Genomic DNA, 16,106 nt, shown 5'->3' with positions numbered 1-16,106 from the left:
TGGAGCGGCAAGATTACGCTTCAGGAGGGGAGCTTCAGGAGGCGCGTGTCAGGAGGCGCGTTTCAGGAGCGCGTGATAAAAACCGTCGCCACCGTCGCGCGGCAGATACTGGCGCTGCTCCGTCACCGTCCACTCTGGGTGGCGCTGCGTGAACGCCGCGATCTGCGCGCCGTTCTCGGGTGCCAGCATCGAGCAGGTCGCATAGGCCAGCACCCCGCCGGGGCGCACCAGCCGCGCAGCGATATCGAGGATTTCGGCCTGCACCTTCTGCAACTCCTGCAGCCGGTCCGGCGTCAGCCGCCATTTGCCTTCGGGCGCCCGGCGCCACGCACCGCTGCCGGAACAGGGCACGTCGCAAAGCACCAGATCATAACTGCCCTTGGGTTTGGCCACGGGGCGCACACGGGCTCCGGCGCGCTCGGCGCGGGCGGGCAGATCGGACATGCGGCGCGGCTCGGCGTCATGCGCCTCGATCTCGCCGCCGGCGCGGGCGGCCATGGCGAGCGCCTTGCCCCCACCCCCGGCGCAATAATCCAGCACCCGCTGCCCCGGCGCCAGCGGCAGCGCCTCGACCACCGCCTGACTTGCCACGTCCTGCAGTTCCACCAGACCCTCGGCAAAGGCGCGGCCTTGCGCGATGCGGCGCGCGCCTTCGGTCACCTCGAGCGCCCCTGCGGCGAGCGGATGCGGGCGGGTCTCGATACCCTCGGCGGCCAGCGCCTCCTGCGCCGCGGCCAGATCCCCGCGCAGGCTGTTGACCCGCAGAAACACCGGCGCGCGCTCGCGCAGCGCCTCTGCCGCCGGACCCGCCTCATCGCCAAGGCTTTCGGTCAGCAGAGCGTCGAGCCAATCGGGCATGTCGCGCGCCTCGGCCCCCTCGGGCAGAGCGCCCGCCGCCAACTCGGCATCGGTCAGCGGCGCGGGGGCGTGGCCGTCGCCGGTGAACAGCGTCTCGGGTATGATCCCCTGCTGGCGCAGCAATCCGATGAGCCGCGCACGACCGCTCTCGCCGCCGCCCTGCACGGCGGTCGAGCGCCAGCGCCGCAGCGTGTCGAAGACATGGTCACGCACCGCCGCCCGGTCCTTGGAGCCCGCGTAGCGCGCGCCCCGCGACCACCCAAGCAGCGCCTGTTCCGCCGCCATGCCGCCAGCGATCCGGTCGAGCACCTCGGCGGCGGCCTGAAGCCGTGCGCCGGGGGTCATGCTGCGCGCTCCGCCCAGAGGGCCGCGCCCGTGATCGTCCGGCTGACCCGCCCTGTGATGGAATGCTGCATGGCGCCTGCCCCTCTACCTCGCCCGCCTTGGGCCGTTCAGCGCCCCTCTACCCGGCTCCGGCGCGGCGCGTCCAGCGCTTTCCCCGCAGCGCCTGCCCTACAAAGCCCCAAGCTCAGGGCCACAGCAGCCGCGGCGCGGGCGCCTCAAAGCTCATCCGTCCGGCGCGCATCCCCCACAAGGGCCGCCCGATCTCGGCAACCGTCGCCGCCCGGCTCGCCCCCGGCAGCAGCACCAGATCCGCCGCGCTGCCCAAAGTGATCGCCGGATCGCGCCCCAGCAGGCGGAACGCCGCGCCGCTCACCATGTCGAAACAGGCGCTGAGATCCGCGTCCTGCCCCAGTTGCGCGACATTGGCAAAGAGATTGGCCATGCGCGGCAGCGAGCAATCCCCATAGGGCGTGAACGGGTTGAGCACATTGTTGGTGGCCACGGTGCAGCACACGCCGCCCGCGTGAAAGCGATGCGCCGGCGCCACTCCGCGCGGCACCGCATGATCGAACGCGCGCCCGGTGATGAAGAGATCGGTGGCCGGCAGCACGGTCAGCGCGATCCCCGCCTCGCGCAGCAGCGCAACGCTCTGCGCCAGCGCCTCGGGCGGCAGCATCGAAAGCTTCGTGACATGGCCGATCGCCACCCGCCCCTGCATGCCAAAGGCGATAGTCTGGCGCGCCACTTCATCCAGATGCCGCCAGCCGGGATCGAGGTCGAAATCGAGGTGGAAATCCAGATCCACATCGAACTCCCGCGCCATCTGAAAGATCCGCACGATCTGCCCATGCGGGTCACTGTCGGTATAGGGGCAGCCGCCCAGCAGATCCGCTCCCTGCGCCAGCGCCGCGCGCAGCAACTCTTCGGTGCCGGGATAGTTCAACAGCCCTTCCTGCGGAAACACGCAGATCTGCAGATCGAGCGCCCAGGCATAGTCCTTGGCCAGTTGCTGCACCGCGTGAAACCCCGCCAGACCGATCACCGGGTCGATCTCGACCTGCGTGCGGATGAGCGTGGTGCCCTGCCCGATCGCCTGCTCCAGCACCTTCGCGCCGCGGGCGTAGACGTCCTCTTGGGTGAAACCGCGCTTGGCCGCGGTCACCGCCTCAAGCGCGCCCTTGAGCGTGCCGCTGTCGTTCACCGCGCGTTCGAGGATGCAGGCCTTGTCGAGGTGCAGATGGCTGTCGGCAAAGCCGCGGATGAGCAGCCCGCCGCGCGCCTCTCGCACCGGCGCATCACTGTCGATCCGCGGCGCGATGGCGGCGATTTTTCCCTCTGCGATGCCGATATCAACCGGCTCCGCACCGTCCTGCAGCCGCGCCTGAGAGATGACGAGATCGAGGGACATGGCAAGGCCTTTCGCTTGGGAGGCGCCGCGCCCGGCACCGTTCAACCGCTTCTAGCCATTGGGTTTCCGCCAAAGCAAGACAGGCGGCGCGGGATCGCGCCCCCCGCTACCGGCGCTGCGCAGGAAAGAGGCGATGCGCCCTACCGCCCACAGCTTCGGACCCGGCCTCGGACAATTTACCGAATATTCAGAATTGATTTCATTAAATGCCGCATCTTCCGCCCGTACCGGAGAGCGCCGAAATGCCCACGATCACGATCGACGAGACGACATTCGCCAACCTGCGGATGCTCAAGATATGGCACGACACGGTAACGCCGAGTGAGACCGTCGAGGCCGTGGTCAATGACGCGATGTGTCAGCTCGGTCTCTACACCGGGTCCGAGGCAGAGGACGCCGCTGCGCCACCATCCGCCTCGATCTCAGGACCCGCGTCAGACCCGGCATCAGCGCCCCCTAAAGATATGAAAGTCATAAAGGCGACCGTCGACGGCGAGCCGGTAAGAGACCTCAGTTGGATCGGCGTGCTGCGCGCCGCGATCTTGGCGCTCAGGCGCCGAGGCACGGATATCGAGCGGGTGATGCAAGACGTCCAGATCGCCTTCATACGCGGAAACTATACAGAGAAAGGCTACTATTACGTGCCCAACCTCGGAGCGTCGCTCCGCAACCTCTCGTCTAGGGACGCTTGGACAAGGATCGAGCGGCTGGCGACGAAGGAGAACATCGCAATTCGCCTCGAATATGCGCCTAAGGAGAGCGCCTTGAATGGCGATGCCTTGCTTCTCACTTGCGGACCGCAGAAATGATCCACCGGGGGCGGGACAACGCTCAGATGACCATGCCGGCAGTAGACGTCACGCGCATTGCTCCACTCGCGTTTCGCAGCCGATTTAGGCGAACCGTTCTCAATGAGACCGCCCCCCAAAGGAAAAGGCCGGCCCCGAAGGACCGGCCCTGATCTTCTCAATCCGCTGCGGCTCAGCCGATGCGGTAGTTCGGCAACTCGCGGGTGATCTGCACGTCGTGCACATGGCTTTCCGACAGGCCGGCGTTGGTGATGCGCACGAAATTGCAGTTCTTGCGCATCTCTTCGACGGTGGCGTTGCCGGTGTAGCCCATGGCGGCGCGCAGGCCGCCGACCAGCTGGTGGATCACCGCCGAGGCCGAGCCCTTATAGGGGACCTGACCCTCGATGCCCTCGGGCACCAGCTTGTCGCTCGCCGCGTCTTTCTGGAAGTAGCGGTCCGCCGAGCCGCGCGCCATGGCGCCGAGGCTGCCCATGCCGCGGTAAGCCTTGAACGAGCGGCCCTGATAGAGGATCACCTCGCCCGGGCTCTCGTCGGTGCCCGCGATCATGCTGCCGACCATGGCGCAGGACGCTCCCGCCGCGATCGCCTTGGCGAAATCGCCCGAGAACTTGATGCCGCCGTCGGCGATCACCGGCACGTCACCGGCAGCCTTGGCGCAGTCCATCACCGCCGTCAGCTGCGGCACGCCAACCCCGGCGACCATGCGGGTGGTGCAGATCGAGCCCGGGCCGATGCCGACTTTCACCGCATCCGCGCCCGCGTCGATCAGCGCGCGGGTGGCATCGGCGGTGGCGACATTGCCCGCGATCACCTGCACGTGGTTCGACAGGTTCTTGGCGCGGGTCACCGCCTCGAGCACCCCGGCGCTATGGCCATGCGCGGTGTCGATCACCACGATGTCGACACCCGCATCCACCAGCGCTTCGGTGCGCTCAAAGCCAGCCTCGCCAACGCCACTCGCCGCAGCGACACGCAGACGCCCCAGCTCGTCCTTCGAGGCGGTGGGGTTGACCACGGCCTTCTCGGTGTCCTTCAGCGTCAGCAGGCCGGTGAGCTTGCCGGTGGCGTCGGTGACCAGCAGCTTCTCGATCCGGCGCGCGCGCATCAGGCTGATCGCCTCTTCGCGGTCGGCGGGCTCTTGCAGGATGGCGAGGTTTTCCGAGGTCATCATCACCCGCACCGGCGTGTCGGGCTTCTGCGCAAAGCGCATGTCGCGGTTGGTGACGATGCCGACCACGCGGTGCTTTTCATCGACCACCGGGAAGCCGGTGAAGCCGTAGCGCTCGGTCAGCGCCTGCGCGTCGGCCAGCGTCTGCTCGGGGGTCAGCGTCACCGGGTTGTAGACGATGCCACTCTCAAAGCGTTTCACCCTGCGCACTTCCTGCGCCTGACGCTCGATGTCGAGGTTCTTGTGGATCACCCCGATGCCGCCGGCCTGTGCCATGGTGATGGCCATGCGGGCCTCGGTCACCGTGTCCATCGCCGAGGACAGCAGCGGAATGTTGAGCGCGATGCTCTTCGTCACCCGCGTGCGCGTGTCAGCCGTGGACGGCAGGACGCTGGACGCAGCGGGAAGCAGTAGGACGTCGTCGAAGGTGAAAGCCTCGCGAATCTCCATGGGGGCGGCTCCTTGGGAGGGTATCGGTTGGCACGTCCCTATTGCACGGATGTTGGGCGGGGGAAAGACCCCTCGCGATTTCGCGCGCTTGGACGTGGTATTTGGGGGGGCGCTGCCCCCGCCCTGCGGGCTCCCCCGGGATATTTTCGTCTAGACGAAGAGACGCCAGACAAGATCGATCAGCGCGAGGGCCGCAAAGGGGAGCGAAAGCAGCAAGGCCAGCAAGAGCGCGGCGGCGCGGGTCGGACGGGCGCGCGGTGCCGTGGTGTCTCTTGGCTTGGCGGGGCGCGGGCTGAGGGGCGGACGGCTCATGCGGCCATGTTAACCACAAAGTGACGTCTCGAAGCGTTAATGCCCGCATGGATGCGCCCTGCTTGCCCCTGCCGCAATCGCCGCAGTACGCCTGCGCCTGCGCGCTTCTCGGCACCGAGACGCGCGGCGGCACGTTGACACGCTCAGGATGCGTCTCTGGCGGCCACTGGCTGCACTGGCAGACACAAGCGCGCCACCTGCCCTGCCTTGGCCGGGTCGAGCTGCTCTCACGCGGCCCGGTGACCTGCGACCTTACCAATACGACCGCGGCGCTGGCCGCATGGTTCGAGGGGTTTCTCGCAGCCCGCCCCCGCGGGCCATTGCTGCTGAATGCCGATGGCATGCCGCCCGAAGTGCTGCGCCGCGCGGGGTTCTGGCCGCTGCTCACCCCGGCGAGCTTGGCGCTGCTGCCGCTGGGCTCCGAGGCGGAGATGCGCGCCGCCATGGCGCAGAAATGGCGCAACCGGCTCAACCGGGCGCAGCGCAGCGGGCTGCGGCTGCGGCGGCTGGCGCTGCGCGGCGATCACTGGCTGCTGCCCGCAGAGGCGGCGCAGGCGCGCGCCCGGCGCTATCGCAACCTGCCGCCGGGATTTCTTGCCGCCTATGCTGCCGCCAACCCCGGTGATGCGCTGATCTGGGAAGCGCGGCTGGATGGCGCGCCCGTCGCCGCCATCGCAGTGCTGCGCCACGGGCTGATGGCCAGTTGGACCAGTGGCGTTACAAAGCCCGAAGGCCGCCGCTCCGGCGCGATGAACCTGCTGCTTTGGGAGGCCGCGCGCTGGCTTGCGGCGCAGGGGCACCTCTGGCTCGACATGGGCATCCTCAACCAGCAGGACGCGCCGGGGCTGACGCATTTCAAGCTCGGCACCGGCGCGCGCGTGCATCGGCTCGGCGGCACTTGGCTGCACAGCCGCGCCCTCGCCCCGCTGGCCCTCCGCCTGCCACGCGCCTTGGCGCGTTGACACCCGCAACGCGCCCCCGCCACATCCCTCCCGCAAATAAAAGGGCCGGCCACCGCGCGGTGCCCAGCCCTTCTTCTCTTCGCAAGTACGCCGGGGTGAATTGCCCGCAGGGCAAGAGGGGCAGCGCCCCTCCCCGGCGCAAGGCTTACTCGGTCACGCTCACCGAGGTCATCACATCGGGCTTGCCGATCACCGCGCCATTGCGGCCTTCGCCGCGCTTGATCGCGTCGACCACTTCCATGCCCGAGGTCACCTCGCCCACCACCGTGTACTGGCCGTTCAGATGCGGCGCCGGGGCGAACATGATGAAGAACTGCGAGTTGGCCGAGTTGGGGTTCTGCGAGCGGGCCATGCCGACCACGCCGCGCTCAAACGCTTTGTCCGAGAACTCCGCCGGCAGATCATCCATGTCCGACCCGCCGGTGCCCGCCATGCGCAGGTCTTCGCCCAGCTTGCCGTATTGCACGTCGCCGGTCTGCGCCATGAAGCCGTCGATCACCCGGTGAAACACCACGCCGTCATAGGCGCCGGATTTCGCCAGTTCGGTCAGCCGGGCCGAGGCCTCGGGCGCGACATCGTCGAACAGTTCGATGTGGAAGGTGCCATTGGCGCCCTCGCCCTCGACCTGCACGTCGAGCCCCGCCGCCAGCGCGGGCGAGGCCAGCACCGAAAGCAGCAGTGCCAGCTTACGCATCTGCAGCCACCTTCACCGAAATCATCCGGTCGGGCTCGGCAGGCGGCTCGCCGCGGGTGATCGCGTCCACATGCTCCATGCCTTCGACAACCCGGCCATAGACGGTGTACTGGCCGTTGAGGAAGTGGTTGTCCTTGAAATTGATGAAGAACTGCGAATTGGCCGAGTTCGGGTTCATCGAGCGCGCGGCGCCCAGCGTGCCCCGGTCATGCGGCAGTTTCGAGAACTCCGCCGGCAGATCCGGCAGGTCCGAGCCACCGGTTCCGGCGCGGCGCAGGTTGAAGCCGTCTTCCATGTCGCCATGCTCGACATCGCCGGTCTGCGCCATGAAACCGTCGATCACGCGGTGGAAACAGACGTTGTCATATTCGCCCGCGCGCGCCAGTTCCTTCATGCGCTCGGCGTGTTTGGGGGCCACGTCGGGCAGCAGCTCGATGGTGACGGTGCCACCTTTCAGCTCGATGAGAATGGTGTTCTCGGGGTCCTTGATCTCGGCCATGTCGATACTCCCTATGGCAAGTGCTGGCCGAGATTTAGTCTGCCCCGCTCCGAATGCCAAGTCGGGCGCGCGCCCAAACAGCGCAAGCTCTTGTGTTGCATTGACCTCTGGGGCCGCTCGGGGCAGACCTTTGGGCAAGGACGAGATCAGGAGGACCAGAATGGCCTGGAAGACACTCGACGACATGGACCTGAGCGGCAAGCGCGTGCTGACCCGTGTCGACATCAACGTGCCGGTGGATGGCGGCGTGGTCACCGATGCAACGCGGATCGAGCGCGTGGCCCCCACCGTGCAGGACATCCTCTCGCGCGGCGGCACCCCGGTGCTGCTCGCCCATTTCGGCCGCCCCAAGGGCAAGGTCGTGCCCGAGATGTCGCTGAAAATGCTGGTGCCCGCGCTCGAGGCCGCCTTTGGCACCGCCGTCAATTTCGCCACGCTCGACGAGGCTGCGGCGGTGATCGACGGCTGCGGCGAGGGCCAGATCGTGCTGCTGGAGAACACCCGCTTCGAGCCCGGCGAGGAAAAGAACGACGAGGCGCTGGCGCAGCGCTATGCCGCGCTTGGCGATGTCTATTGCAACGATGCCTTCTCGGCGGCACACCGCGCCCATGCCTCCACCGCCGCGCTGGCGCATCTGCTGCCGGCCTGCGCCGGACGGCTGATGCAGGCCGAACTGGAAGCGCTGGAGGCGGCTCTGGGTAACCCCAAGCGCCCGGTGCTGGCGGTGGTCGGCGGCGCGAAAGTGTCGACCAAGCTCGACCTGCTGGGCAATCTGGTGGAAAAGGTCGACATGCTGGTGATCGGCGGCGGCATGGCCAACACGTTCCTTGCGGCGCAGGGCGTGGACGTGGGCAAATCGCTCTGCGAGCATGAGATGACCGGCACCGCCCTTCAGATCGCCGAGAAGGCCGCCGCGGCAGGCTGCGAGATCCTGCTGCCGCGGGACGTGGTGGTGGCGCGCGAGTTCCGTGAAAACGCGCCGTCGGAAGTGGTACCTGCCGAGGCCTGCCCCGCGGATGCGATGATCCTCGACGCCGGTCCCGACAGCGTGGCCCACGTCGAGCAGGCCATCGGCCGCGCCGAGACGCTGATCTGGAACGGCCCGCTCGGCGCCTTCGAGATCGCCCCCTTCGATGCTGCGACCAATGCCGCGGCCAAATTTGCCGCCAAGCGCACCGCGCAGGGCGAGCTGGTCTCGGTTGCCGGTGGCGGTGACACGGTGGCGGCGCTCAACAAGGCCGGCGCGTCGGAGGATTTCACCTATATCTCCACCGCGGGCGGCGCCTTCCTCGAATGGATGGAAGGCAAGACCCTGCCCGGCGTCGCCGCACTAGGGTAACAGGCGGTAAGCGGCGGTAACTGGCCACCGCAACTGCGCTTTTCCCGGCACACCCGCCGGGAAAAGCGGCAAATTACCGGCCCGCGCCCGCCGCCGGCACCGGCAATCATTCCCAACACGATTCGCCTGTGGCATAGTTTCTGCGCCGGAAGGCCCCCGCACGAACGAGGGGCCGCGGCAGAGTGCAGAGCGGTACGATCTTTGAGCAGGACCAAATTTTCATGACGGGCAGACGCAAACCGGCCTTTGGCGGCCTGATTTTCGCGAGTATCGCGGTGAGCCTTGCAGGCTATTTCACCTTCGCCGCGGTTCAGGGCGACTATGGCGTGTTCCGCCGCGCCGAGATCGAGGTCGAGGGCGACCGGCTGACCGCCGAGCTTGACCGGCTCAACACCGAAGTGGCGCATATGGAAAACCTCACCCGCCGCCTGTCGGATGATTTTCTCGATCTCGACCTGCTCGACCAGCAGGCCCGCGACGTTCTGGGAATGATCCGCTCGGACGAAATCGTCGTGCGCTAAGGCCCGCCGCGGCACTCCATCCAACCCACAGTTCTAGGGGCTCCGCCCCCGCCCGCCGCTGCGCGGCGCGCTCCCCCGGCGTATTTTTGAAGAGAAGAAGCCCCGGGGACCACCTGTAAGCGCCTCTGAGGGCTTCTTCTCTTTCCAAATACGCATAGCGCACCGGTCCGTCCGGGCGCCGCGCAGGCAGCGGCGCGCGCCGGCGGGGTTTCGCCACCCGCTTGCCCTGAGCCCGGCCCGCACCACTTTTTCCCGCAACAGCCGCCAGCGCCCTTTGACACTGACGTGTCAGGGCTTTACTGTGTGAGAAAGTTTAACACTAAACTAAGTTGGGAGGAGCGCTAATGGCCGCCCGGAAACCAGCCGCCAAGCCGAACGTCTCGCCCGAAGAGCTCAAGCAATACTATCGTGACATGCTGCTCATCCGCCGCTTCGAAGAGAAGGCGGGTCAGCTGTATGGCATGGGGCTCATCGGTGGGTTCTGTCACCTTTACATCGGTCAGGAAGCCGTTGTCGTCGGCCTCGAGGCCGCAGCGGAGGAAGGCGACAAGCGCGTCACCTCCTATCGCGACCACGGCCACATGCTCGCCTGCGGCATGGACCCCAACGGCGTGATGGCCGAGCTCACCGGCCGCGAAGGCGGCTACTCCAAGGGCAAGGGCGGCTCGATGCATATGTTCAGCCGCGAGAAGCATTTCTACGGCGGCCACGGCATCGTCGGCGCGCAGGTGCCGCTTGGCGCCGGTCTCGCCTTTGCCGATGCCTATCTCGACAATTCCCGCGTGACCTTCACCTATTTCGGCGACGGCGCTGCCAACCAGGGCCAGGTCTATGAGACCTTCAACATGGCCTCGATCTGGAAGCTGCCGGTGGTCTTCGTGATCGAGAACAACCAATACGCCATGGGCACCTCGCAGAAGCGCTCGACCTCCACCGACGAGATCTATACCCGCGGCGCGCCCTTCGGCATCCCGGGCGAGCTGGTCGACGGTATGGATGTGCTGGCGGTCAAGGAAGCTGGCGAAAAGGCCGTGGCGCACTGCCGCGCCGGCAAAGGTCCCTATATCCTCGAGATCAAGACCTACCGCTACCGCGGCCACTCCATGTCGGACCCGGCGAAATACCGGACCCGCGAGGAAGTGCAGAAGATGCGCGACGAGCGCGACCCGATCCAGAACGTGCGCGACCTGCTGCTGCAGGGCAAGCATACTTCGGAAGATGACCTCAAGGCCATCGACAAGGAAATCAAGGACATCGTCAACGCCTCGGCGGAGTTCTCGAAAGAGAGCCCGGAGCCCGCTCTGGAAGAGCTGTGGACCGACATCTATGCCGACGAAGTGCCGCAAGGCGACGCGGTAGAGGCCTGAGGCAGAAGGACTAGACGCATATGGCAACCGAAATTCTCATGCCCGCGCTCTCGCCGACCATGGAAGAGGGCACGCTGGCCAAATGGCTGGTCAAGGAAGGCGACACCGTCACCTCGGGCGACATTCTCGCCGAGATCGAGACCGACAAGGCCACGATGGAGTTCGAAGCGGTCGATGAAGGCATCGTCGGCAAGATCCTCATCGAGGAAGGCACCGAAGGCGTGAAGGTCAACACCCCGATCGCCGTGCTGGTCGAGGAAGGCGAAGACGCCTCGTCGATCGAGGTCTCCTCGGGTGGCGACGCAGCTCCGGCAGCCGCCGAAGAAGCGCCCGCGGCTCCGGCAGAAGCGGCTCCCGCCTCCGCCCCCGCGACCCCCAAAGCCAAGGCGGTTGAACCCGACTGGCCCGAGGGCACCGAGCTCAAGCAGCAGACCGTGCGCGAAGCGCTGCGCGACGCCATGGCCGAGGAAATGCGCTCGGACGCCAATGTCTTCGTCATGGGCGAGGAAGTGGCCGAGTACCAGGGCGCCTATAAGGTGACCCAGGGCCTGCTCGACGAGTTCGGCTCCAAGCGCGTGATCGACACGCCGATCACCGAGCACGGCTTTGCCGGTATCGGTGTTGGCGCGGCCTTCGGCGGGCTCAAGCCCATCGTCGAGTTCATGACCTTCAACTTCGCCATGCAGGCGATCGACCAGATCATCAACTCGGCGGCCAAGACGCTTTACATGTCCGGCGGCCAGATGGGTGCGCCCATGGTGTTCCGCGGCCCGAACGGCGCAGCGGCCCGCGTCGGCGCGCAGCACTCTCAGGACTACGCGGCGTGGTACGCGATGGTGCCCGGCCTCAAGGTGGCGATGCCCTACTCGGCCTCGGACGCCAAGGGCCTGCTCAAATCGGCGATCCGCGATCCCAACCCGGTGATCTTCCTCGAGAACGAAATCCTCTACGGCCGCTCCTTCGATGTGCCGGTGATGGATGACTTCACAGTGCCCTTCGGCAAGGCCCGCATCTGGCGCGAGGGCGAGGATGTCACCATCGTGTCCTTCGGCATCGGCATGACCTACGCCCTCGAGGCGGCGGAAAAGCTGGCGGAAGACGGCATCTCGGCCGAGGTCATCGACCTGCGCACCCTGCGCCCGATCGACTATGGCACGGTCATCGAGTTGGTCAAAAAGACCAACCGCTGCGTGACCGTGGAAGAAGGCTGGCCCGTCGGCTCGATCGGCAACCACCTGTCGGCCTACATCATGCAGAACGCTTTCGACTGGCTCGACGCCCCGGTGATCAACTGCACCGGCAAGGACGTGCCCATGCCCTATGCGGCGAACCTCGAAAAGCACGCGCTGATCACCACCGCAGAGGTGGTCGACGCGGTCCGCCAAGTCACCTACCGGTAAGGAGAGCGCGTCATGCCCACGGAAATCCTGATGCCCGCGCTGTCGCCGACCATGGAGGAAGGCACACTGGCCAAATGGCTGGTGAAAGAGGGCGATACGGTCAACTCCGGCGACATCCTCGCCGAGATCGAGACCGACAAGGCGACGATGGAGTTCGAAGCCGTCGACGAAGGCACCATCGGCAAGATCCTCATCGAGGAAGGCAGTGAAAGGGTGAAGGTGAACACCCCCATCGCCGTGTTGCTCGAAGAAGGTGAAAGCGCCGACGACATCGACACCTCGGCCGCCAAACCCGAGGCGAAAGCCGAAGCGCCCAAGGCGGAAGAGGCCAAGGCCGCGGCCGCCACCCCGGCAGCTGGCTCCGCAACCCCTGCCCCGGCAGCGCCCGCCGCTGCCGATGGCACCCGCATCTTCGCGTCGCCGCTGGCCCGCCGCATCGCGGCGGACAAGGGGCTCGACCTGGCGCAGGTCAAAGGCACCGGCCCGCACGGTCGCATCGTGAAAGCCGACGTCGAGGCCGCCAAGCCCGGCGCTGCTCCGGCCAAGTCCGAGGCTGCGGCACCTGCCGAGAAGAAGGCCGCCGATGCCGCCGTCATGCCCGCCGGTCCGTCCACGGATGCGGTGCGCAAGATGTACGACGGGCGCGACTTCGAAGAGGTCAAACTCGACGGCATGCGCAAGACGGTGGCCAGCCGTCTCACCGAGGCCAAGCAGACGATCCCGCACTTCTACCTGCGCCGCGATATCAAGCTCGACGCGCTGCTGAAGTTCCGCAGCCAGCTCAACAAGCAGCTGGAAGCGCGCGGCGTGAAGCTCTCGGTCAACGACTTCATCATCAAGGCCTGCGCGCTGGCGCTGCAGTCCGTGCCCGACGCAAACGCCGTCTGGGCAGGCGACCGCATCTTCAAGCTCAAGCCCTCGGATGTGGCCGTGGCCGTGGCGATCGAAGGCGGTCTCTTCACCCCGGTGCTGAAAGACGCCGAGATGAAGTCGCTGTCGGCGCTCTCGTCCGAGATGAAGGATCTGGCGGGCCGCGCCCGCAACAAGAAGCTCGCACCGCATGAATATGTCGGCGGCAGCTTCGCGATCTCCAACCTCGGCATGTATGGCATCGACAACTTCGACGCGGTGATCAACCCGCCGCATGGCGCGATCCTCGCCGTGGGCGCGGGCGTTAAGAAGCCGATCGTCGGCGAAGATGGCGAGCTGACCGTGGCCACCGTGATGTCGGTGACGCTCTCGGTCGACCACCGGGTCATCGACGGCGCGCTTGGCGCCGAGCTGCTGTCGGCCATCGCCGACAACCTCGAGAACCCGATGGTGATGCTGGCCTGATCCGCCGCAAAACCTGAGCACATCAGCGGCCCTCGCCTTCGCGGCGGGGGCCGTTTTCCGTTCGGGCCCCGCACTCGGCGCGCGGAAAGCTGCCCATGCGTCATGCAATCGCTGCATGGCGAGCTTGCGCAGGCGTCGCTTGAGAAGATGTACCGTTCGCGTAGATTAAGCTCATGCTGCGTCGCGGCGGGCTTGTCATGCCTGTTTGACACCCGCCCCGCCAAGGCTTCCCGACATCGCATTCGACGACCCACGTCCAACCCAACTTCCGACCATCGGAGCTGTGACATGGCTACCCAAGACCGTCAGGCCGTTCTGACGATCCTCTCGCTGGCGCTTGGCGCCTTTGCAATCGGCGTTTCCGAATTCGCCGCAATGGGGCTGCTGCCCTATTACGCCGCCGATCTGTCGGTGACCGAACCCGAAGCGGGCCACGCGGTCAGCGCCTATGCGCTTGGCGTCGTCGTCGGCGCGCCGGTGCTGGCCGTCCTCGGCTCGATGATCCCGCGCAAGTTGCTGCTGATCCTGCTGATCTCTTTCTTCGGCCTCGGCAACTTGCTGAGCTCCATGTCCACCGATCTCACCACGCTGATCATCGGGCGTTTCGCCTCGGGTCTGCCGCATGGGGCCTTCCTCGGCATCTCGATGCTGTTCGCCGCCGAGTTCTCGCCCGAGGGCCGCAAGGCGCGCGGCGTGGCGCAGGTGCTGATGGGGCTGACCATCGCCAATGTGATCGGCGTGCCGCTGGCCGGTGCCGCGGGTCAGGTGTTTGGCTGGCGTCTGTGCTTTGTCGTGACCGCCGCCATTGCCGCCGCTTCGGCGCTGATGATCACCCGCGTCGCGCCCAATGTGCAGACCGGCCCGATGCCGAGCCCGCTGCGTGAGCTTGGCGCGCTGGCCAACCGCGCCGTCTGGAGCACGCTGATGATCGGCGCCATTGGTTTTGGCGGGGTCTTCGCGGTCTATTCCTATTTCTCCGCCGCCATGCTCGACGCCACCACCGCCCCCGCTTGGGCGATCCCGGCGGCGCTCTCGGGCTTTGGCCTTGGCGGCGTGCTGGGCAATCTCATCGCCGGGCGTCTGGCCGATTGGTCGCGGCTCGGCGGCGCGCTGCTGCTGCTGGTGGGCATGGTGCTGATGTCGCTGCTCTACACCGTGGTGATCGGCGATTGGCTGATGATGAGCCTGTCGATCTTCCTGCTCGGCACCACCGCCAGCCTCGCCATCCCGCTGCAGATGCGCCTGATGGATGTAGCCGGAGAGGCGCAGACGCTGGCCGCCGCGCTCAACCACGCCGCCTTCAACGCCGCCAACGCGCTGGGGCCGTTCCTTGCCGGGCGCGCGCTGGCTGCGGGCCATGGCTGGGGCGCAACCGGGCAAGTGGGTGCGGCGCTCGCCGCAGGCGGGATCGTGATGCTGGCTCTGGCGTGGTTCGAGAGCCGCAGCCGCGCCCGCCGCGTCATGCCCGCCGTGATGCCCGCTGAGTGACTTGCCGGAGCAAGGCGCGCAGCGCCGCCGGCCAGCGGCCGACCGCCCCCAGGGCGGCCGCTTCGGTCAGGACAGCGCGCGCGCAAGCGCAGGCCGGTGCGGCACGATAAAGCGCCAAGCCACGATCGCTGGAAGCGGCAGCCCGCGGTCGTCCACTGGCCTCTGTAGCGCTCATCAAATCCACCTATGGCGCTCACCACCACAACGCAAAAGGCGCGGACCCCGAGGTCCGCGCCTTTCTCTATTCCGCAGTCCTGAAACCGCTCACTCGCTGCAATTGCAGCCGGTCAGCTTCTGGTCCATCGAGCGCGAGGGCTGATCGCAGCCCGCCTCGCCGACGATCTTGGCAGGCACCCCCGCCACGGTCTTGCACGGCGGCACCTCGGCCAGAACCACCGAGCCCGCGGCAATGCGCGAGCCGCAGCCGACCTTGATATTGCCCAGCACCTTGGCCCCCGCACCGATCAGCACGCCATTGCCGATCTTGGGGTGACGGTCCTCGTCTTCCTTGCCGGTGCCGCCCAGCGTCACCGAGTGCAGGATCGACACGTCATCGCCCACCACCGCGGTCTCGCCGATGACGATGGAATGCGCGTGGTCGATCATGATGCCCTTGCCGATCTTCGCCGCCGGGTGAATGTCGACACCGAACACCTCGGACGAACGCATCTGGAAGAAATACGACAGATCGCGCCGCCCTTGGGTCCACAGCCAATGCGCCACGCGCTGGCTCTGCACCGCCTGAAAGCCCTTGAAGTAGAGCAGCGGCTGCAGATAGCGGTGGCAGGCCGGGTCACGCTCATAGGTGGCCTGAATGTCGGCGCGCGCCTTCAGCGCCAGCGAGGGGTCCATGCTGTAGGCCTCGTCGCAGATCTCGCGCAGGATTTGCTCGGACATCTCGCCATTGGCCAGCTTGAGCGAAATCCGATAGGCCAAAGCCCGCTCTATGGTGGGATGGTGCAGGATCGAATAATGCACCGAGCCCCCAAGCAGCGGCTCGGCGGCCACGACCTCTTCGGCCTCGTGGATGATCCGGGCCCAGACAGGGTCGAGTTCGGCGATCTTGGCGCGGGTCTTGGCCATTGGAATCCTCCGTGCGGTTGCCCAGCAGTCTAGCAGATAGGCGCGGCGCGCCGAAATGCAAAACC

The 16,106-nt window shown here is 66.8% G+C and carries 15 protein-coding genes; 8 read left to right on the top strand and 7 right to left on the bottom strand.

Annotated elements, in window-relative coordinates; translation table 11 throughout:
- Positions 1-48: 48 nt before the first annotated feature.
- Together ACXAD2_RS17230 and ACXAD2_RS17225 are read right to left on the bottom strand one after the other, a co-directional pair.
- A complete protein-coding gene (locus ACXAD2_RS17230) occupies positions 49-1,203 on the bottom strand; it encodes an RsmB/NOP family class I SAM-dependent RNA methyltransferase (RefSeq protein WP_475172203.1) in 1,155 nt (384 codons plus the stop codon).
- 184 nt (positions 1,204-1,387) lie between these two features.
- A complete protein-coding gene (locus ACXAD2_RS17225; protein ID WP_475172202.1) occupies positions 1,388-2,611 on the bottom strand; it encodes an amidohydrolase family protein in 1,224 nt (407 codons plus the stop codon).
- A gap of 242 nt (positions 2,612-2,853) precedes the next feature.
- Here ACXAD2_RS17225 and ACXAD2_RS17220 point away from each other — a divergent pair, with 242 nt between their 5' ends.
- The gene (locus tag ACXAD2_RS17220) at positions 2,854-3,420 is read left to right on the top strand and encodes a hypothetical protein (RefSeq protein ID WP_475172200.1); all 567 of its coding nucleotides are present in this window, start codon (positions 2,854-2,856) and stop codon (positions 3,418-3,420) included.
- 172 nt (positions 3,421-3,592) lie between these two features.
- Here ACXAD2_RS17220 and guaB read toward each other — a convergent pair whose 3' ends face one another.
- Together guaB and ACXAD2_RS17210 are read right to left on the bottom strand one after the other, a co-directional pair.
- Complete coding sequence (guaB, locus tag ACXAD2_RS17215) at positions 3,593-5,041, bottom strand: IMP dehydrogenase (protein ID WP_475172198.1); 1,449 nt, start codon at positions 5,039-5,041, stop codon at positions 3,593-3,595.
- 150 nt (positions 5,042-5,191) lie between these two features.
- Entirely contained in the window at positions 5,192-5,353 is a 162-nt protein-coding gene (locus ACXAD2_RS17210; protein WP_475172196.1) for a hypothetical protein, read from the bottom strand.
- Positions 5,354-5,415: 62 nt separating this feature from the next.
- On the opposite strand from ACXAD2_RS17210, the gene ACXAD2_RS17205 reads away from it, so the two are divergent.
- Entirely contained in the window at positions 5,416-6,315 is a 900-nt protein-coding gene (locus ACXAD2_RS17205; RefSeq protein WP_475172195.1) for a GNAT family N-acetyltransferase, read from the top strand.
- A 145-nt stretch (positions 6,316-6,460) separates the two neighbouring features.
- Here the strand turns inward: ACXAD2_RS17205 and ACXAD2_RS17200 are convergent, their stop codons facing one another.
- Together ACXAD2_RS17200 and ACXAD2_RS17195 are read right to left on the bottom strand one after the other, a co-directional pair.
- Positions 6,461-7,009, bottom strand: coding sequence for a peptidylprolyl isomerase (locus tag ACXAD2_RS17200; protein ID WP_475172194.1), 549 nt, complete (start codon positions 7,007-7,009; stop codon positions 6,461-6,463).
- Positions 7,002-7,508: a peptidylprolyl isomerase gene (locus ACXAD2_RS17195; RefSeq protein WP_066106345.1), complete on the bottom strand. Its 507-nt coding sequence runs from the start codon at positions 7,506-7,508 to the stop codon at positions 7,002-7,004. Before ACXAD2_RS17195 ends, ACXAD2_RS17200 begins: the two co-directional genes overlap by 8 nt.
- Positions 7,509-7,668: 160 nt before the next feature.
- Here ACXAD2_RS17195 and ACXAD2_RS17190 point away from each other — a divergent pair, with 160 nt between their 5' ends.
- The 6 genes from ACXAD2_RS17190 (at position 7,669) to ACXAD2_RS17165 (ending at position 14,958) form a co-directional block, all read left to right on the top strand.
- On the top strand, positions 7,669-8,847 hold the full coding sequence (locus tag ACXAD2_RS17190; protein WP_475172192.1) for a phosphoglycerate kinase: 1,179 nt from the start codon (positions 7,669-7,671) through the stop codon (positions 8,845-8,847).
- Positions 8,848-9,068: 221 nt separating this feature from the next.
- Positions 9,069-9,368: an FtsB family cell division protein gene (locus tag ACXAD2_RS17185; protein WP_066106339.1), complete on the top strand. Its 300-nt coding sequence runs from the start codon at positions 9,069-9,071 to the stop codon at positions 9,366-9,368.
- Between the two features lie 344 nt (positions 9,369-9,712).
- Positions 9,713-10,735: a pyruvate dehydrogenase (acetyl-transferring) E1 component subunit alpha gene (pdhA, locus tag ACXAD2_RS17180; RefSeq protein ID WP_475172189.1), complete on the top strand. Its 1,023-nt coding sequence runs from the start codon at positions 9,713-9,715 to the stop codon at positions 10,733-10,735.
- A gap of 20 nt (positions 10,736-10,755) precedes the next feature.
- Positions 10,756-12,135 carry a pyruvate dehydrogenase complex E1 component subunit beta gene (locus ACXAD2_RS17175; protein WP_475172186.1) on the top strand — a complete coding sequence of 460 codons (1,380 nt, stop codon included), beginning with the start codon at positions 10,756-10,758 and terminating at the stop codon, positions 12,133-12,135.
- A 12-nt stretch (positions 12,136-12,147) separates the two neighbouring features.
- Complete coding sequence (locus ACXAD2_RS17170; RefSeq protein ID WP_475172184.1) at positions 12,148-13,470, top strand: pyruvate dehydrogenase complex dihydrolipoamide acetyltransferase; 1,323 nt, start codon at positions 12,148-12,150, stop codon at positions 13,468-13,470.
- A gap of 288 nt (positions 13,471-13,758) precedes the next feature.
- Entirely contained in the window at positions 13,759-14,958 is a 1,200-nt protein-coding gene (locus ACXAD2_RS17165) for an MFS transporter (RefSeq protein WP_475172181.1), read from the top strand.
- Between the two features lie 264 nt (positions 14,959-15,222).
- On the opposite strand, the gene cysE is transcribed toward ACXAD2_RS17165, so the two are convergent.
- Positions 15,223-16,041, bottom strand: coding sequence for a serine O-acetyltransferase (cysE, locus tag ACXAD2_RS17160; RefSeq protein ID WP_475172179.1), 819 nt, complete (start codon positions 16,039-16,041; stop codon positions 15,223-15,225).
- Positions 16,042-16,106 lie beyond the last annotated feature (65 nt).

It is taken from the genome of Salipiger sp. ABN3_019, from assembly GCF_056158605.1.
This window is presented reverse-complemented; position numbering and strand designations above follow the sequence as displayed.